Consider the following 18,140-nt stretch of genomic DNA (forward strand, 5'->3'; position numbering starts at 1 on the left):
CACCCCGGCGATAGCCGATGCCGCGGGCGAACTTTGCCCAGGTGGCGCTGGCGAACGGCCACTTGCCGGCAGTTCTTCGGTCGATGGGTCGGCTCATGGTCAAGCTCCTTCGATATGTCGGACCGCATAGGGAATGGTGAAGCAGCGCAGCGCGCCGGCCAGGGCCGCATCGTCGGCGTCACGCGTCGGCACTCGGATCTCCACGAAGAAGCCGCGGCTGCCCCGGTCCGTGGCCTGAACCTCTGCGTCCCGGCCGATGCCGTCGAGCGCGGCGCGGAACATCCGCTCGATGGCATCGACGCGCAGCAGGTTCTTCTGGATCTTGCCGACTGACGTCTTCGGCATTTCTGGCAGCACGAAGCAGTGCTTTGGAATTGCCGCGCGTTCTGGCATGTGCTCGGCGGCGTACCGTAGGACGCTATCCGCCGAGGCGCTCGCTCCCGGCTTCAGCACCACGTAGGCGACCGGTACCTCGCCGGCATGCGCATCGGGCGCGCCGACCACGGCGGCATCCTGGACCGCCGGATGGCCGAACAGCACCTCCTCCACCATTTTCGGATCGATGTTGTGTCCGCCGCGGATGATCAGGTCCTTGGCGCGGCCAGTGATCCACAGCCAGCCGTCCGCGTCGAGGTAGCCGAGATCGCCGGTGTCCAGCCAGTCGCCGTCGAACCAGCGTGCAGCCTGCTCCTGGCCCAGGTAGCTGGGGAAGACCGAAGGCCCGCGCACGATAACGAGGCCCGGCTCGCCCGGCGCGCAGTCCCGGGCCACGCTCCCGGTGCCGTCCGGCAGCACCACGCGGACCCGCTGGTACGGCAGCCGCACGCCAGAACTGCCAACCTTGACCTGCTCGACCAGGGGCGTGATGCAGGTGACCGCCGTGGTTTCGGTCATGCCCCAGCTTTCACGGATACGGACGCTGGTCATACGATGGAAGGCGTCGGCGACGGTAGTCGAGAGGGGCGCGGTCGACGAGGCGACGTAGGTCAGCGTCGAGATGTCAGCGCCATCCAGCGGAATCGACAGCACCTGGTTCACCAACGTCGGCACGAGGATCAGCATGTTGGCCCGAAAAGCCTCGACGATGCGCCAGAGGTTCGGCAGCACGGACGGATGGCGGAATCCGGCCGACGTCATCAACACGACTGTCGCCCCCTTCGCCAGCGGGCTGAAACAGCCGACCACCGCGCCGGCGACGTGGAAAACCGGGACACCGACCACTTGCACCTCGGTCGAGTCGAGTCCCCACAGGTACTTTGACGCCCACACCCAGAACACCTGGTTGCGGTGCAGGTTGCGTGCCAGCTTCGGGGCGCCGGTCGTGCCGCCGGTGTGGAAGAGCGAGGCGGTGTCGTCGGACGAGAAGATCCGCCCAGAGACCAGGCGGTCGGAGGGATAGCGTTCGACGGCTTCGGCGAAATCGATGACGCGCACGCCAGCGACCGTCGCCGGACCCGCTCCACCGACACGAATCACCGCCGCCAGCGATGGGAGGCCGCGCGCTACGGCCTCGGCCTTGGCCCAGATCTCGGCGTGCTCGTCGCCACCAAACGCGACCAGTACCTTGGTGCCGGCCGAGCGGAACATCTGGACGAGGATGTCCGGCTCCAGCATCGAGTTGGCCGGATTGACGATCCCGGCCGCCTGAGCACCCCACAGGACGAACTGCGATTCGGGAATCGCTGGCATCAGCACCGAGACGACATCGTCCTTGCCGACGCCGAGGTCGTCCAGCAGATTTGCCGTCTGGTGGACCTTGGCGCGCAACTCGGCATAGGTCACCTGCCGCGCAGTCTCGAAGGGACGGGCGCCGTCGGTGAAGAAGCGGATGGCAACCTTCGAGGGGTCGATGGCGCAGCCGTCCATCAGCATTTCGTAGGTGGAGGCCGGCAGTTTGCGGTCCGCAAGCGGGACGCGCTCGAAGTGGGCAACGTCGGCTTCGCTCAACAGGAGGTCGGGGGTCCAGTAGTCTGGCATCGGGGCGTTCATCTTGTTGTCTCCAGTTTCTATATTTTTTGGGCGGGCTGCACCCCAAGGGCGCAGCCCCCTCCGCGCGATGACGTTCGTCGCACGGCGCCGGTTGGTGTCGGCAATCGACGGGGAATGCGCCTAGTAGTACAGCTTGGCCAGCGACTCCGCGACGCATACCGGCGTAGCCGATCCTTCCATCTCGAAGGTGACTGTCCACCCCACCTTCACGCCGCCCTGCCCTTCGTCAGCCACGTTCTCCAGGACGGTGCGGACGCGTACCTTCGCGCCGACAGGCACGGGGCCGGTAAAGCGGACGCGGTTCAGGCCGTAGTTGACGCGCGCACGTACGCCCTCGAAGCCAGTTATCTGCGCCATCAGCATCGGCAGCAGCGACAGCGTCAGGAATCCATGTACGACGGGACCGCCGAACGGCGACTCCCGCCTCGCCCGCTCGGGATCGACATGGATCCACTGGCGGTCGCCAGTTGCCTCGGCAAACAGATTTACCTCCTGCTGCGTAACCAGATGCCAGTCGCTCGGACCGGCCTCCTTGCCCTGGAACGCCTTCAGTGCTTCGATTGACGTGAAGGTCTGCATAGTGGCTCCCGTATCAGCGGTCATGGAGGTCAGCCGCACCTCAGCGCCCCTGGAATCGCGCCTCGCGGCGCTCGACGAAGGACTGGATTCCTTCCTTGAAGTCTTCCGTGGCGAAGACCTGCTCGCTCACCCGCGGGATGACGTCGATGGCCGCCTTTTCGCCGTGCTCGATGTAAGTCAGCGCCGCCGCTTTGGTCGCGCGCAGGCCGATAGGGGCGACCTTGCAGATCAGCCGGGCGATCTCCATCGCGCGCTCACGGTGCCTGCCATAGGGATGGACCTCCTGGACGAAGCCGCAGCGATACGCCTCCTCTGCCGAGAACTCGTCGCACAGGAACAGGTGGTACATCGCGTTGCCCCAACCGGTGCGCGTCAGGTAGCGGAAGTGAGCGCCGCCGAGCGGGGCGATGCCGCGCTTCGATTCGAGTTGGCAGAAGCGCGCGGTATCGGCGGAAATCACGATGTCGGAGGCGAGCATCTGCTCGATGCCGATGGTATAGGTGATGCCGTGGACGACCGAGATCAGCGGCTTGCGGCAGCGCTTTTTGAGGCCGAACGGGTCGACCTGGTCGTCTGGAATCGGCTTGGCCGTGGCAGTCGGGCCGAAGAACTTCGGCATATCGAGGCCGGCCGTTGTGTGCTCGCCTGCCGGGTCCAGCACCGCCACCCACAGGTTGTCGTCGTTGTCGAACTCGGTCAGCCGCTGCGAGAGCTGCTGCATCAGATCCGGCGTGATGGCGTTCTTCTTGGCGACGTTGTCCAGCGAAATAATCGCGATATGGTCCTCGATCGTCATGCGGACTTCGGGCGTGCCTGCTGCGTTGCTCATGGTGTTCTCCTTTTGAATCGGGATGGTTTGGATTCGGGTTCGAACGTCTTCAGACCGCGGTCAGGCCGCCGTCGACGGCGAGGATCTGGCCGGTGATGTGCTTGCCCGCGTCGCTCGCGAACAGCAGGGCCGCGCCCTTGAGGTCGTCGTCGTCACCAATGCGCTGCAGAGGCGCCCACTCCGACAGCTTCTCGACGCCCACTTTCTCGATCGTCCCCCTGGTCATCTTTGACGGGAAAAAGCCCGGCGCGATGGCATTGACAGTGACGCCATGCGGGCCCCATTCGCCGGCCAGCGCGCGCGTAAAGTTGACGATGGCGCCTTTGCTGGTGTTGTAAGCAATGGTCGGCTGCCCCTTAGGGCCGTTGCCCTTGAGGCCGGCAATCGAGGCGAGATTGATCACGCGCCCGAATCGGTTGGGAAGCATCGACAGCCTGCCGATCTTCTGCGTCAGCAGGAAGATTGAGCGCACGTTCAGGTTCATGACCTTGTCCCAGGCGGCCAGCGGGTGGTCGACGGTGGTCGCGCCCCACGTGGCGCCGGCGTTGTTGACGAGGATGTCGACCTTCCCGAGGCGTTCCATCGCTTCGTTGGCGAGGCGTTCAAGGTCGTCCTCCACGGCGTTGTCAGCGGCGATCCAGCTTGCGTCGACGCCCAGGCCGGCCAGATGCGCCTGCGCGGATTGAAGCGCGTCCGCCTTGCGCGCCGAGATCACCACGCGGGCGCCCTGCGTGCCGAGCGCCTCGGCGATCTGCAGGCCCAGCCCGCTGGACCCCCCGGTAACGAGAGCCGTGCGGCCCTTCAGGTCGAAAAGATTTGTCACAGCAGTCATTGCGTCTCCTTGATTGTGGGTGGAACTCGTCACAGCACTTCGATCAGCCCGGCGGCGCCTTGTCCGCCACCGATGCACATGGTCACCACGACGTACTTCGCGCTGAGCGGCGTGCCCTCGATCAGCGCGTGGCCGGTCAGCCGCGCGCCGCTGACGCCGTAGGGATGGCTCACTGGAAGTCCTCTCTGGGTTTGATGCTCTGGTGGTTCTGATTGGCTGTCATCGGCCCCGGGCTCAGGCGGGGGCAGCGGTCCGGACGGGCGCCCGTTGCAGGAAGCGCCGGAAAATTTCCTGTGCCTCGGGCGACTGCCGCAGGGTGTCGAACACGACCGTCTCACGCTGGAGACTGTCCCTGACCAGCATCTCGGTCGCCTCGCGCACCAGTCCGCGCGTCGCCATCAGCGCCTGGCGCGGCTTGGTGGCGAGGCACTTGGCGATCGACAGCGCTTCCGCCGCGACTGTCTCCAGCGGCATCACGCGATTGACGAGTCCAGCCCGATGGGCTTCGGCGGCTGGAATGGTGGTGGCCAGCAGCAGCCATTCGGTCGCCTTGTTGCGGCCCACTACCTGCTGCAGCAGCAGCGTGGAGGCGAATTCTGGGCACAGCCCGAGGTCGACGAACGGGAAGCGGATGCGGGCGTCGTCAGAGGCGACGACGTAGTCGCAATGCAGCAGCACGGTCGCCCCGATGCCGACCGCATGCCCGCAGACGCAGGCCACCATCGGCTTGCGCAGCGCGATGACCGCGCGCAGGAACGACATGGCGGGCGACTCCTTTTGTTCGGTGGCCTGTCCATTGACGAACAAGCCGATGTCGTTGCCGCTGCTGAAGTTGCCGCCCTCGCCACGGAGCAACACGACGCGGACGTCATCGCGACGGTCCGCCTCGGCGACCGCGTCGGCGAGCGCCGAATACATCTGCGCGGTGAGCGCGTTCTTCTTCGCCGGCCGGTTGATCGTCACGACCAGCACGCCGTCGTCCAGGTGCAGCAGCACGTCTGCCGTCATCGTTCTCTCCTTCGTTCCGTCTCGTGTGGAATCGTGTCGTTGAAGAGAGTTTGGACGTCCGGCACGAATCCGGCTGTCGGAACTTGCCCTACGCCTTGTCAGCGTTTTCTGAAGATGAGGGATGCGATCAGTCGATCAGCCGATGTTCGACGGCATAGCGCGCCAGCTCGGCGTTGCTGCAGACGCCGATCTTCTTCAGGATGCGTGAGCGATAGGTGCTCACAGTCTTCACGCTCAGGAACATCTGCTGGCCGATATCGGTCAGGCGGATACCGCGCACGATCAGAAGCATGATCTCGTACTCGCGCGACGACAGTTGCCGGTGTGCCGCCACGTCGCTGACCCGGTCAAAGCCGTCGAGCAGGCAGCTCGCGACGGCGGGCGTCATGTAGCGCTTGCCCTTCTCCACTTTGCGGATCGAATCAACCAGCTCCATTGCGTCCATGTCCTTGGTGACATAGCCGGAGGCCCCCGCCTGGAACGCACGCAGTGCGTACTGCTCGGCCGGGTACATGCTCAGCACGACCACCGGCATCGTGGGGCGCTCGGCGCGCAGCGAGGGCAGCATATCCAGGCCACTGCGTCCCGGCATGTTGACATCGAGGAGCGCCACGTCAAAGGGCTGTTCGCGCAGGCGGCCAAGGGCTTCGTTCGCATCGCTGGCTTCGGCCACGACATCGAATCCGTCCTGCTCGGCAAGCAAGCGCTTTAGGCCCTGGCGGAAGATCGTGTGGTCGTCGATCAGCAGCAGGCGAATCATGGCTGTCCTCCGTCGATGCGAGCGCCGGGATTGGCGCATTTGTTGGTGTCTTCATTGACGCCGGACGCGACCGGCACGCCGAGTCGCACGCGCGCGCCGGAGCGGGGTCCGGTGTCGAGGACGAGTATGCCGTCGAGCTCGCGTGTCCGTTCCCGCATGCCCAGCAGGCCGAGATGGCCATCGGCCGCCACACGATCGATGTCGAAGCCGAGGCCGTTGTCCGAGATTTCCAGCTCAAGGCGATCGGCTACCCAGTCAAGGCTCACGGTGACTTCGGTAGCTTTGGAATGCCTTGCGACGTTGGTGAGCGCTTCCTGGAAGATCCGGTAAATGCCGATCTCACGGTTGCGGTCCAACCCTCGCGCGGCGCCCGTGGCGCGAAAGCGGGTGGCGATACCGTAGCGCCGTTCGAACCGGCCGAGGTCGAGGCACAGCGTGTCGTGCAGGCCCAGATGGTCGAGGGCGCCCGGGCGGAGTCCTTCGGAAATTACGCGCATGGCTTCGATGGTCTCCTGCGTGAGCTGGAGGGTCTGGGCTGCGGTTAGCGCCAGCGAGGCGAGCGCCGGCGCCGCCGAGCCACCTTGCCGCGCCCGTGGCGCGCGACAGCGGTCCAACGCCTCGATGCCCCGCGACAGCCGCGACAGGTCAAATTTGATCGCCGTCAGCATGCCGCCGATCACGTCGTGCAGCTCGCGCGCCACGCGGTGGCGCTCGTTCTCGCGGACGTTGTTGGCGCTTGCGACCAGCTCCTGCAAGCGCTCGCTGGCCTCGACCAGCTCGGCGCGTTGCCGCTCGCGCTCGGTGATGTCGATGCCGAGGCCGACGATTGCGGGGCGGCCGTGGAAGATTACGCGCGTGCCATGAATCTCGAAGCAGCCTGGGTTGCGGGACGAGGTCCGGCGAATGACGAACAGCTTGGAAGCGCCAACGCCGCTGATCTGGCGCTCGTACTGGGCCATCAGCGCACCGCGTTGCGAGGGGTTCGCCACGTCGCAAAGCCGGGCGCCGAGCAACTTCTCGCGCCTGAGACCGCACATGCGCGCGAAAGTCTCGTTGACATAGCGGAAGCGGCCGTCCTGCAGGATGTAGATGCCGGCGATGGACTGCTCGACGATGCCTTTGAAGGGGACCTCGTAGTCGTCCAGGTCAACGTTCAGCTCGTCCAGCTCGGCCATGGCAGCTACCCGCTATCTGAATGATGATTGTCATGCTAGAGAATGACGAGCACAATGCAGAAAGTCAAGACAAGAACATGGGATTTGACAGATGGGACACTCACAGGCGGACAAAGCGCAAAGCAGGAAGCGCATCCTGGAACAGGCCGCGGAGCAGATTCGGGATGGCGGACTCGAATCCGTCAGCGTCGGCAAGCTGATGCGTAGCGCCAACCTGACGCACGGCGGCTTCTATGGGCACTTCGAGTCCCGCTCCGACCTGCTGCTGCACGCGCTCGAACGCGCGCTGGATGCCGGGAATGCCGCGTTCGATGCAAAAAACGGGAAGGCGTCGGTCGAGTACAGCGCAACGGTACGCAGCTACCTGAGCCGCAAGCACCGCGACGCGCGCACGACCGGCTGCGCAATCGCCGCGCTGGCGGGCGACGTGGCGCGCGCCGACGAGTCGGCGCGCGAGGCGATGTCGACCCACATCGAGCGGTTCATCGGCCGGATGGATGCCGCGCTGGGCGGGGACGATCCGGACAAGGCCGTGTTCGCGGTCAGCGCCATGATCGGGGCTCTGGTGGTGTCTCGCGTGATGGCCGACGAAAAGCGCTCCGACGCAGTGCTGGCCGCGGCGAAGCGGGAGTTGCTCGCTTTGCAGCAAATGGAATGAGCCACGCCGCCGCGATCAGGGCGACCCATGGGCTACTGCGGGTTACTTGAGCGCCTGGCCATGGTTGCGCTCATAGACGGTGGTTAGCGTAGCGACCCTGGCTCCTGCCTCGAATACTTCGAGGTCGCATTGGCACAAGGTGCCAAGCTGTTGACGCCGCACGGGCGAAACCGTTAAGGCTTCCCGCACCCGTGCACTCTGCCCAAAATAGCGGATGGTGAGCCATACTGGACTTGTTGCCGCTTCTCCCTGAGAGTACTTGTCGCATAGCCGGGCCACCGCGAGGCACTGTGCAATGTCGTCGTCATGCCATGTCGTCACTGGCAGCATTCCGCTACGCCATGGCATGTAGCTGTTTGACGGTAGCTCGCCATCCAGGACAACATGCGCGCGACCTACGATAGCCCCCGCCTGCCTGAGTTCGGCCAACCATCGCTGCTGCCGACCGTCCCCGTGCTTCAGACGTGCGTCGACGTCGCATCTGCCCTCATACAATGGCCTGCCAACGTGGGCTGTCAGCATGACCGGGCTCAGTGCACCGCACGTCGACTCCATCACAACACTTAGCAACAGCTCCGCCATACCCGGCTGTCCAAGGGTTGCGCGTGGCGCCTGCCCTTGTTGTGCGATTCGCAATGTTTCCGTAGACGCTCGTGGACCGGACGACGTGGAATCCATTTCTCCCTCCTGCCCTGTTGCAGGCGCCGCCAAGGCGCTTCCTGGTTTCGACTATAGCGAGGAGTTATCTAGAAGAGCGATATTGGGAAAAATAGGGAAAAATCTGACACGGATTCGTCGTTAACGGGGCGCTTCAGAGACAGAGAATATTGCACGCTAAGCTTTCGGGAACCCGGCCAGAAGCTGGCTACCTGGTGGCAAAGGCCTGATCCGGTTGCGGACGATGACCCAAAACGGCATCTGTAGCGGGGCACAGCAAACGGGGGGCACTGTCACCCGCCATGAGCGGCTGGTCGGCACATCAGCCGCCGGAGACCGAGTTCGGCCAGTTGCAGCCGCACGAGTCATCGCATCCGAGTGGTCCGCAAGTCCCTGCGGATTCAACCGGTCGATGCAGCGAGGATCGCTGGCGCCAAGGCACGGCGTCTATCCGTGCGGCCCCGCGATACAGATCCGCTTAGGAACTACTCTGACACAAGGCTTGCCGGATCTGCCGTACCGCCTGCAGCAATTTCGGCCGCAGCTCCTCATGCAAGCGGGAGAGGGGGAAGTAGCTGGCAGCGCCGGCAAGACTGATCGCCATAAGCGGCAAGCCACGGCCCGGGGAGAACGGCACCGCGATACCGTGCACTTCCTTTACCCACCCTCCCGCTGAAGTCACGCATCCCGTGGATTGATACTCGGTTATGGATTCCTGGATGCCCCGCTCCACGACTGGCCACGTAGTCTCATCGAGTTCCTTGATCCGCTCCATCAGATCGGCGCGCTCGGCTGGGGTGGCGGCGGCGAGCAACGCCCGGCCGGCGGCGCTTGTCCCCAGCGGAATCCGGGAACCCACATCGAGGTTGAGGGTGATGATCGACGTGCTACGGCAGCATTCGAGGTACAGCGACGAGAGTCGGTCACGCGTGACTAACGCCACGACGGACCCAGTTTCCGCAGCCAGCAGCTGCATGTATGGACGTGCCACCTGGCGAACGTCGAGGTTGGCGAGCATCGAGCTGCCGAGCGCGCCGGTGGCCGTACCGAGACGATACTTGCCAGTTTCCGGCACCAGGTGGAGATAGCCGAGCCTCGTCAGCGTGTATGTTAGACGAGTAATCGTCGACTTCGGCAGGCCACAGCGCTCAGCAATCTCATGATTGGCAAGGAAGTTGTCGCCCGAATGGAAGCAACTCAATACTTCCAGCCCACGCGCCAGCGCCGTGACAAAATGCCTGTCCTGGCCTTCGCCGAGCGATGATTCCTCCTCAGGCTCATCGGCAATAGCGGGCGGCGCCATTTCTGGATTCTTCTGGATTGATTTCGGCATCGTGTTGATTGTCTTTCCGACCTGTTCTGTTTCCACCGACTAACCCGCCGACGATAGCATACTCGCCTAGGCTTGCGCCGCGTGGTTTTCCGCTTTGTGCTTCTCCGCCATGGATTCGACCAGCAGCGCCCGCTGGTATCCCGGCCTGGCTTTCAGCCGCGCGAGGTAGCGCGTGACGGATTCCGGAAACTCATCCTGCAGACCGTTCATGGCGGCGAACTGAACGGCATAGCCGACCGAGATGTCCGCCGCCGTGAAGCGATCCCCGCAGATGTACTCGTCACTGGAGACGATCGCATCGACGCCCCGCAAGCGCCCCAGGAAGAAGCGCTTGTAGTCCACGGCGGCCTGCGGCAGCTTGCGTTCCTCGGGTTCGAGGCGGGAGTACCGCATGAAAATCGCAATGGGAAACGTCAGCGATGCTTCCCCAAAACTCAGGAAATTCAGGTACCGGCCGTACGCGGCCTCATCCGGGCGCACGCTGAGACGCCCCGATGCATGGACCTCCGCGAGGTACTGGCAGATGGCGCTCGACTCGGTCATCTTGACCGCGCCATCGATCATGCAGGGGACCGTCCCGAGTGGGTTGACGGCCAGATACGACTTGGCTAGGACGCGCGGTGGAAAGGGCAGCAACTGCAGCAAATAGGGAAGCTGCAGTTCTTCGAGCATCCATAGCGGCCGGAAGGACCGCGATCTCGCACAGTGATATAGCTCAATCATCGCTGACACTCACTCGGCCTCGAACGCCGAACGCGGGGTACCCTGCCCGGGCTTCTGGCCGTTGCCCGCCGATGCCCACTCGCGCAGCGTCGCCTTGGCCAGCTTGCCGATGCCGATTCGAGGCAGCTTCGCCACTACATGGATTTCTACCGGAATCTTGAACTGGGACAGGTTGCGCGTGCAATGCTCGTGGATGGTGTCATGCAATGCCTCAACCTGTTGACCCGAAAGCTCGGACGAATGGCCGACAAAGGCGACCACGGTCTCCCCCTGCATGTCGCACGGCTTGCCAACCACCGCCACCTCCCGGACACCGAGCACTTTCAGGATGGCGGCTTCCACCTCGGCCGCCGAGACGTTCTCGCCGCGGACCTTGATGACGTCCTTGACCCGATCGGTGAACGCGTACCAGCCATCCTCATGAAGACGAACACGATCGCCGGTCTTTAGGTAGCCCTCGTCGTCGAATGCGGTCTCCGTGGCCGCGCTATCGCCATCGTATTCACTGAAGACCGACAACCCGCGGCGTCCCCTGACCAGCAGATGGCCCGCTTCACCGGGGCGCACTTGCCGCCCGTCATCGTCGACCACCTTGACATCGTAGTAGAGGCTCGGACGTCCAATGCCTCCCGTCAGGGAACCTTGCTCGGGGTTCGAAACCAGTACCTGGATCAGCACCTCGGTCATGCCCCACCCTGCGACCATCCCCACCTTGTAGTGCGCCGCCGCGGCGTGGTCGTGCGTGGAGGTTACCCAGAGGCGAAACGCATGCGCCGGCACCGGCTCGCTGCGCAATGCCGCGAGGGTGAAGTGAACATGAGAGCCGACCGTGGCGTTGTGTTTCATGACCACCGGCCAGTACCGGCTGCGCGAAAAGCCCGGTTGCAGGACGATCGTCCCGCCCGCCCACATGGTCGAGAAGAAGCACCACGAGAGCCCGACCACATGGAACAACGGGAGAAACAGCACATGCGTGTCGTCCTCGCGAAGCCCCTGCTGCCGGGCATTCACTTCCGCCGCCCAGAGCACGTTGGCGTGGGTCCACACGACGCCCTTGGCCCGCGAGGTCGATCCGGTGGTGAACATCACCGAAGCGGGTGCGGACGGATCCGCTGGGCGTTGCGCAAGCGCGTCGCCCAGCAGCGCGGAAAAAGGCACCATCGATGCGACCGCCCTCTCCTGTGCGGGATCCACTGGCACGTGATCGAGAACGGCAACCCATGACAGGCCGGGGCAGTGCTCCGCAAACAGCCCCGCGAACTTTGGCTGAGTGACGGCGCATACCGCGCCGGTGGCCTGTGCAAAGTACTCAAGTTCCGGTCCCGCGGAGAGCGGATTTGTCGCCACGCATACCGCCCCGGCCCAGGCGCAGGCGAAGCGCATAAGAATCGTCTCCGGACAGTTCTCCATATGCACGATCACGCGCTCACCCGGCTTCACGCCACGCTGCGCAAGGCCGCCCGCAAGCTTGCGGACCGTGTCCAGGAAACCGAGATAGGTATAGGTGCGCGACGGTCCTTCGAAAGGCTCCCACACCAGCAGAGGGTGCGCACCGCGACGACGCGCAAGCTCAACGATCCAGCTCGCGATGTCATAGCCGTGGTAGGGGTTTGCCAGGTCTGCAACCGATTGACCGACTGTCAGCGACGTCATCTTTGTCTCCTCGCGCCGGGCCTCGTGGATGACCGGCCTGGTCGCGCTAATGGTTTGCATCGCAGCTTGCAAGTCTGCACTGCAGTCCACTATACTGCTCCTCGGTTTGCGTGACAAGTGAACATTGGCGCAGATTTCGTGGAAATACATCACTGTGTCGCCATCATAAAGTTCTGCACTTCGGTTTATAGAACCGTTTTATGCAGCCAAAGGGGCTTCTGACGCCGGCCAGGCCAGACGGCAGGCCAGACCACCACGCTGAGTGACTCGACACACACTAGAGGGAGACAATCCATGCATGCACCCACTGTGCAATTCCTGCTCGATTTCGGCAGTCCCAATGCCTTCCTGTCGCACAAGGTGATTCCGGCAATCGAAAGCCGAACCGGCGTAACCTTCGAATACGTCCCGATTCTCCTGGGCGGACTTTTTCGGCTGACGGGCAACCGCTCCCCCGCGGAAGCCTTCGCCGGCATCAAGAACAAGCAGGCATTTGCCCGGCTGGAAACGCAGCGATTTGTCGACCGCCATCATATTGTCGGCTACCGCTCCAACCCGCATTTCCCGGTCAACACGCTCCAGATCATGCGGGGCGCCGCGGCGGCCCTGATCGAAGGCGGGTTCGAGCAATACGTCGACGTGGTGTTCTCTGCGATGTGGGAACGCGGCCTCAAGATGGACGACCCGGCCGTGATCGAGGCGACGCTGAATGAAGCGGGTCTCGATGGCGCACGCATGCTCGCACGCATTGGCGACCAGGCGGTCAAGGATCTCCTGCTTGCCAATACCCAACAGGCCTTCGAGCGTGGGGCCTTCGGCTCGCCAACGTTCTTCGTCAACGACGAGATGTACTTCGGCAAGGACCAGCTGCGTGACGTCGAAGAGGAAATTCAACGCGTTCTGGCCAGATAGCATCCGGAAATGATATGCGCGCCGACCCCGGCGGGGGCGGCGCGCAATGCCTCTCGGCGCCTCAGTTCAGAGCCGGTTCACGCGACACCTGTCTCGCGACGCGCCGCAGATGGTAGGCAGCGTTGCCAAGGGTCTGCTCGATGGCCGTCAGCCGCCGGAAGAAATGCGAGATTCCCATTTCTTCCGTCATGCCCATCCCGCCGTGAATCTGGATGGCCTGCTGTCCGACGAATCGAGCGCCGATACCGACAAGCGCCTTCGCCGACGCGCAAGCCTGAGCGCGCCCGGCCTCGTCGTCGACATACGCCAGTGCGCGCCAGACGGAAGACTTCGCTTGCTCGGTGTGCACGAACATATCGACGAGCTTGTGCTGCAGGGCCTGGAAGCTGCCGATGGGAACGCCGAACTGCTTTCGGGTGCGCGCGTATTCGGCGGTGTCCCGGATCATCGATTCCATAATGCCAACGGCCTCGGCGCACAGGCCAATGCGAGCAATGTCCAGCGCCAGTTCGAGATGCCTCAGCGTCTCGCGGCCATCGCCCAGCAACGCGTCGGCAGGCACCCTGACGTTGCCGAAAGTCGCCTCCGAAACCGCCGCGCCATCCACCGACGGATGGGTCACCAGTCCGACTCCCGGCGAGCCGGTCGGCACCATGAACAGCCGGAAGTCGTCACCCCGCCGCGCCAGCACGATCAATACATCGAAATTGCCCGCCAGAATGCCCTTCTTGCGGCCGTTGAGCACGTATCCGCCCTCGCCCTCCGCCTCGGAAAAAGTGGTATCGATCCTGGTGGGGTCGTAGGCGGAGCTGACCTCCTCATAGGCCACCGCAAAGCGCACTGAGCCATCAATGATTCGCGGGAGCATTTCCTGCTTCTGCAGCTCGCTTGCGCCGGCCTGGATCAGCGCGCCGGGAAACACGATCGAAGCCAGATAGGGTTCATTGACAAGCGCCTTGCCGAACTCTTGCATCACCAAGGCGACGTCATTCCAGCCACCACCCCCGCCGCCGTATCGCTCTTCGAATGGCAATGCAAACATGCCCTGCTCGGCAAGCGCTTGCCAATGCCTGGAATTCCCCGAGGTTGCCGCCGCCCGTTCCGCGAGGCTATATTCGCGGGTCAGATATCGCGAAACGGCGTCAATCACGAGTCGCTGGTCTTCAGTCAGGTCGAAATTCATGTTGACGCCTTACAGATTCAATTCGAGCTTGGCGAGGATGTTCTTCTGAATCTCCTCGGAACCGCCATAGATCGTGAGCTTGCGCAGGTTGAGATAGTTCGCGGTCTGGGCCGGCGCATCATCCGGCAGCCATCCGCCGCCCGACCAGTCGAGCTCACGTGCCTCGCGAGGATAGGGCAGCGCGTCAATGCCCAATACATCGAGATAGAGCTCCGATACCTGTTGCGCAAGCTGGCAACTGCGGATCCGGTAGAGCGACGCTTTCGTGCCCACATCCCCGCCCGCATCGGCTTCGGAGAGCGCACGAAGCAGCGTGTATTCGAGCGCGTCCACCTCGATCGTGATACGTGCCACCCGCTCGCAGAAGCTCAGGTCATCGCCGAGCAAACCATCGGGGCCGGTGCGCGTGGATGCGCATTCGACCAGTCGCCGGAGATTGCGCCGGATTTGCCCGATCATTCCCGTGCTGAATCGCTCATGCCTGAGCAGGTATTTGGCACAATCCCACCCGCGATGCAACTCCCCTACCAGATTCGAAGCCGGAACACGCACCCCATCGAAGAAGACTTCGTTGACTTCGTGCTTTCCGTCGAGCGTGATGATCGGTCGCACGGTAATGCCTGGCGAGCGCATGTCGATCAGCAGGAAGGAAATGCCTTGCTGCTTCTTCGCATCGGGATCGGTCCTGACCAGACAAAACATCATGTCCGCATGCTGCGCGTACGTTGTCCATATCTTCTGGCCGTTGACGACAAACGTGTCGCCATCGAGCCGCGCGCTCGTCGACAGGCTCGCCAGATCCGAGCCCGCACCCGGCTCCGAATAGCCCTGGCACCACCAGTCGTCGCCGCTTCGGATACGCGGTAGATAGCGTGCCTTCTGCTCGGCTGTGCCAAACGCGAGCAGCACGGGCGCCACCATGCGAACGCCAAACGCAATCGGTTCGGGCGCTCCGGCGAGCGCGCATGCCTCGGCGAAGATGTAGCCCTGCACCGGCGTCCATCCCGTTCCGCCGTACTCGACCGGCCAGTTCGGCGTACTCCAGCCTTGTGCCGCCAGGATCTTCGTCCAGCGCACAATGTCGTCCTTTGTCAGCGGCCGGTTCTCGACTACCTTCCGCCTGATGTCATCCGGCAGATTCGCGCGCAGAAACGCCTGGACCTCCGCGCGGAATGCCCGATCCTGCTTGCTATAGGTCAGTTCCATGGTGGGTTTACCAGGCCTCGATCCACGGACGCAGGTCGAGTTCGTGCGTCCACGCATCCCTCGGTTGCTGGTGCAACATCCAGTACATGTCCGCAATGTGCTCGGGGTTGAGAATGCCGTCGCGCTCCTTCAGTGCATAGCGCTCCGGGAACGTCTCCCGGATAAATTCGGTATCGATGGCCCCGTCGATCACCGGGTGCGCCACATGAATGCCTTTCGGTGCGAGTTCCTTTGCCATGGCCTGGGCCAGCGCGCGCAGGCCGTGCTTGGCGCCGGAGAATGCCGCGTACCCGGCACGGCCACGCAAGCTGGCCGTCGCCCCGGTAAAGAAGATCGACCCGCGTTCGCGCGGCACCATGACCCGGGCCGTCTCACGCCCCATCAGGAAACCGGCGAAGCAGGCCATCTCCCAGACCTTGAAGTACACGCGTGACGTTGTTTCGAGGATATCGAAGCGCACGTTGGCGCCGATATTGAAGACGGCGACCTCGATCGGCGCAATCTTGGTTTCGATCTCCTGGATCAACGCCACCATTTCCTCCTCCTTGCGGGCATCCGAGGAAAACGCGTGCGCGGCACCGCCTTCGCTCTCGATCTGCGCAACCAGCGGGGCGAGCTTTTCCGCATTGCGGCGCGTCATGCACGCGATATAGCCCTCCCGCGCAAACCGACGCGCAATGGCGCCGCCGGTGGCATCCCCGGCGCCGATCACGAGTACCGCCTTCTTTTCCGACATGCTAGTCTCCTATTGATTTTGCGGAACAATGTACTGCATTGCGGTTTAGTATGGTCCGGCAGATGGTCATCGTCAACGTCATTTTGCGGAAATCTTCGATCTACGCCGCCTGATCGTCTTGTATTTGAGAACCGATTAGCAGTAATATGGCCCGCATAGCAGTACATAATTCAGGAGACAAAGGAGCCGGATGTGACGAAACAGCACGCGCAACCTTCCAGCACGATGAACCGGATCCACGAGGTCATCAGCCCGTGGGTGCATGCCCAGCCGGAAGCCCTGGCACTTCAGGACAGCCGGATCAGGCTGACCTATGCGGAACTGTCCCACGCGATCGACGCGGTTGCGGAACGTCTGCGAAACCTCGGTATACGCCCCGGAGATCGCGTCATGCTGGTTGCCGAGAACTGCGTCGCGCTGGCGGTGATGGTGCTCGCCTGCAGCGCCTGCGATGCATGGGCGGTCGTCGTCAATCCTCGCCTGTCACCCAGGGAGATCGACAACTTCCTGGAACATTCGGACGCGCGCAGAGCGTTCTACGCCGCAAATGTCTCGCGCGAAGCGCTGGACCATGGCCAGCGTGTACAGGCGACCATGGAGACGTTCCCCTACCTTGGCGAACTCGCGGTTGGCCCGCTGAACCCGACGGCAACTGTCGAACCGGCAAGCAGCGATCCCCGACAGCAAGTGGCGGCGATGATCTACACATCGGGAACGTCAGGCAGCCCGAAGGGCGTCATGCTCACGCATGCGAACTTCCTCTACATGGCGTCACTTGCGACGACGCTTCGTCGCCTGAGTCCACAGGACGTCGTCTACGGCATCCTGCCAATGGCTCACGTGGTGGGACTCTCGTCGCAGCTGCTGGGATCGGTGTCGTGCGGATGCACGCTGTTGCTGGAAGAACGATTCTCGCCAGAGGTTCTCCGCACCGCGATCTGCGCGAAGGGCGTCACAGTCTTTCTTGGGGTGCCTGCCATGTTCGCGCGCCTGCTGGACTGGTGCGCGAAGACAGGCGCGTCGCTCGCCGGGCATCGGCTCAGGGTCATTGGCGCTTCCGGCTCGCCGTTGATGCCGGACCTCAAACACGCCGTGGAATCCGCTTTGGGCATACCGCTGCAGAACGGCTATGGCTTGACGGAATTGTCGCCGACCGTCGCACAGACCCCGCTGGACGCGCCGCGCACTGACTGCGCTGCGGGCATGCCGATTCCCGGACTGGAGATTCGCATCGTGGATAGCCGTGGCAATGACGTCCAGCCACGCGAAACGGGCGAGCTATGGGTCCGCGGCCCCAACCTCATGAAGGGCTACTACAAGGCGCCGGATCTGACGCGCGCCGCTGTCAATGCGGAAGGCTGGTTCAACACAGGCGACATGGCGCGCCTGGCCGATGACGGCGCGCTGTTCATCGTCGGCAGGACCAAGGAGCTGATTATCCGCTCGGGCTTCAACGTCTATCCGGTGGAAGTCGAACAAGTCCTGAACAGCCATCCGTCCATTGTCCAGTCGGCGGTTGTCGGCCGGCAGGTCGAAGGCAACGAGGAAGTCGTCGCCTTCATCGAACTGGCTTCCGACATGCCCGTCAGCCGCGATGCGTTGATGAGCTTTCTGCGTGCCCGCCTGTCGCCGTACAAGGTGCCGGCGGAAATCCGCGTCATGCGCCCGCTCCCGGCCGCGCCGACGGGAAAACTGCTCAAGGGCGAAATCAAGAAGCTGGCCGCGGTGGCGACGGACGCGCGGCAAGTCACGCTTAGCTGAGTGCGTTCGCGCGCCTCGTATTACATAAAGCAATCATGGAGACATGCAGTGATCAGGAAAACGTGTATCAACGGACTGGGCGTCGCGGTTCTCGGACTCCTTTCGCATCCCCTGCTGGCCGCTGACCAGAACTACCCCACCAAGCC

At 63.4% G+C, this 18,140-nt stretch carries 16 protein-coding genes and 1 pseudogene; 3 read left to right on the plus strand and 14 right to left on the minus strand.

Translation table 11 applies throughout. From position 1 onward, the window contains the following. Positions 1-99 precede the first annotated feature (99 nt). The 8 genes and pseudogenes from OMK73_RS14735 to OMK73_RS14770 form a co-directional block, all read right to left on the minus strand. Positions 100-1,989 carry an acyl-CoA synthetase gene (locus OMK73_RS14735; RefSeq protein ID WP_267602700.1) on the minus strand — a complete coding sequence of 630 codons (1,890 nt, stop codon included), beginning with the start codon at positions 1,987-1,989 and terminating at the stop codon, positions 100-102. Positions 1,990-2,109: 120 nt separating this feature from the next. Further along, the gene (locus tag OMK73_RS14740) at positions 2,110-2,568 is read right to left on the minus strand and encodes a MaoC family dehydratase (RefSeq protein ID WP_267602701.1); all 459 of its coding nucleotides are present in this window, start codon (positions 2,566-2,568) and stop codon (positions 2,110-2,112) included. A gap of 40 nt (positions 2,569-2,608) precedes the next feature. Then, the gene (locus OMK73_RS14745; RefSeq protein ID WP_267602702.1) at positions 2,609-3,397 is read right to left on the minus strand and encodes a crotonase/enoyl-CoA hydratase family protein; all 789 of its coding nucleotides are present in this window, start codon (positions 3,395-3,397) and stop codon (positions 2,609-2,611) included. Positions 3,398-3,446: 49 nt separating this feature from the next. Continuing rightward, positions 3,447-4,229: an SDR family oxidoreductase gene (locus tag OMK73_RS14750; protein WP_267606385.1), complete on the minus strand. Its 783-nt coding sequence runs from the start codon at positions 4,227-4,229 to the stop codon at positions 3,447-3,449. 29 nt (positions 4,230-4,258) lie between these two features. After that, positions 4,259-4,408: pseudogene (locus OMK73_RS14755) on the minus strand (acetyl-CoA C-acyltransferase); the annotation flags it as partial. Between the two features lie 55 nt (positions 4,409-4,463). After that, on the minus strand, positions 4,464-5,237 hold the full coding sequence (locus tag OMK73_RS14760; protein WP_267602703.1) for an enoyl-CoA hydratase: 774 nt from the start codon (positions 5,235-5,237) through the stop codon (positions 4,464-4,466). Positions 5,238-5,364: 127 nt separating this feature from the next. Further along, positions 5,365-5,997: a response regulator transcription factor gene (locus tag OMK73_RS14765; protein ID WP_267602704.1), complete on the minus strand. Its 633-nt coding sequence runs from the start codon at positions 5,995-5,997 to the stop codon at positions 5,365-5,367. Then, positions 5,994-7,172 (minus strand): PAS domain-containing sensor histidine kinase, encoded by a 1,179-nt coding sequence (locus OMK73_RS14770; RefSeq protein ID WP_267602705.1) that lies wholly within the window; start codon positions 7,170-7,172, stop codon positions 5,994-5,996. Before OMK73_RS14770 ends, OMK73_RS14765 begins: the two co-directional genes overlap by 4 nt. Positions 7,173-7,263: 91 nt before the next feature. Between OMK73_RS14770 and OMK73_RS14775 the strand changes: the two genes are divergently transcribed. After that, the gene (locus tag OMK73_RS14775) at positions 7,264-7,830 is read left to right on the plus strand and encodes a TetR/AcrR family transcriptional regulator (protein WP_267602706.1); all 567 of its coding nucleotides are present in this window, start codon (positions 7,264-7,266) and stop codon (positions 7,828-7,830) included. A gap of 1,135 nt (positions 7,831-8,965) precedes the next feature. On the opposite strand, the gene OMK73_RS14780 is transcribed toward OMK73_RS14775, so the two are convergent. Genes OMK73_RS14780 through OMK73_RS14790 form a run of 3 tightly spaced genes read right to left on the minus strand, consistent with a single transcriptional unit; the run spans position 8,966 to position 12,196 of the window. Continuing rightward, positions 8,966-9,856 (minus strand): IclR family transcriptional regulator, encoded by an 891-nt coding sequence (locus tag OMK73_RS14780; protein WP_324291731.1) that lies wholly within the window; start codon positions 9,854-9,856, stop codon positions 8,966-8,968. 30 nt (positions 9,857-9,886) lie between these two features. Next, a complete protein-coding gene (locus OMK73_RS14785; RefSeq protein ID WP_267606387.1) occupies positions 9,887-10,543 on the minus strand; it encodes a glutathione S-transferase family protein in 657 nt (218 codons plus the stop codon). Positions 10,544-10,552: 9 nt separating this feature from the next. After that, positions 10,553-12,196 carry a class I adenylate-forming enzyme family protein gene (locus OMK73_RS14790; protein WP_267602707.1) on the minus strand — a complete coding sequence of 548 codons (1,644 nt, stop codon included), beginning with the start codon at positions 12,194-12,196 and terminating at the stop codon, positions 10,553-10,555. A gap of 294 nt (positions 12,197-12,490) precedes the next feature. On the opposite strand from OMK73_RS14790, the gene OMK73_RS14795 reads away from it, so the two are divergent. Beyond that, positions 12,491-13,108 carry a 2-hydroxychromene-2-carboxylate isomerase gene (locus tag OMK73_RS14795; protein ID WP_267602708.1) on the plus strand — a complete coding sequence of 206 codons (618 nt, stop codon included), beginning with the start codon at positions 12,491-12,493 and terminating at the stop codon, positions 13,106-13,108. A 61-nt stretch (positions 13,109-13,169) separates the two neighbouring features. Here the strand turns inward: OMK73_RS14795 and OMK73_RS14800 are convergent, their stop codons facing one another. The 3 genes from OMK73_RS14800 to OMK73_RS14810 are packed head-to-tail and all read right to left on the minus strand — an operon-like array spanning position 13,170 to position 16,233. Then, positions 13,170-14,291, minus strand: a complete 1,122-nt coding sequence (locus tag OMK73_RS14800; protein WP_267602709.1) for an acyl-CoA dehydrogenase family protein — start codon at positions 14,289-14,291, stop codon at positions 13,170-13,172. A gap of 9 nt (positions 14,292-14,300) precedes the next feature. Continuing rightward, on the minus strand, positions 14,301-15,497 hold the full coding sequence (locus OMK73_RS14805) for an acyl-CoA dehydrogenase family protein (protein WP_267602710.1): 1,197 nt from the start codon (positions 15,495-15,497) through the stop codon (positions 14,301-14,303). A 7-nt stretch (positions 15,498-15,504) separates the two neighbouring features. Continuing rightward, the gene (locus OMK73_RS14810) at positions 15,505-16,233 is read right to left on the minus strand and encodes an SDR family oxidoreductase (RefSeq protein ID WP_267602711.1); all 729 of its coding nucleotides are present in this window, start codon (positions 16,231-16,233) and stop codon (positions 15,505-15,507) included. A 192-nt stretch (positions 16,234-16,425) separates the two neighbouring features. Between OMK73_RS14810 and OMK73_RS14815 the strand changes: the two genes are divergently transcribed. Beyond that, positions 16,426-17,994, plus strand: a complete 1,569-nt coding sequence (locus tag OMK73_RS14815) for a class I adenylate-forming enzyme family protein (RefSeq protein ID WP_267602712.1) — start codon at positions 16,426-16,428, stop codon at positions 17,992-17,994. Positions 17,995-18,140: the final 146 nt, after the last annotated feature.

Source organism: Cupriavidus sp. D39, assembly GCF_026627925.1.
Taxonomy (GTDB): domain Bacteria; phylum Pseudomonadota; class Gammaproteobacteria; order Burkholderiales; family Burkholderiaceae; genus Cupriavidus; species Cupriavidus ulmosensis.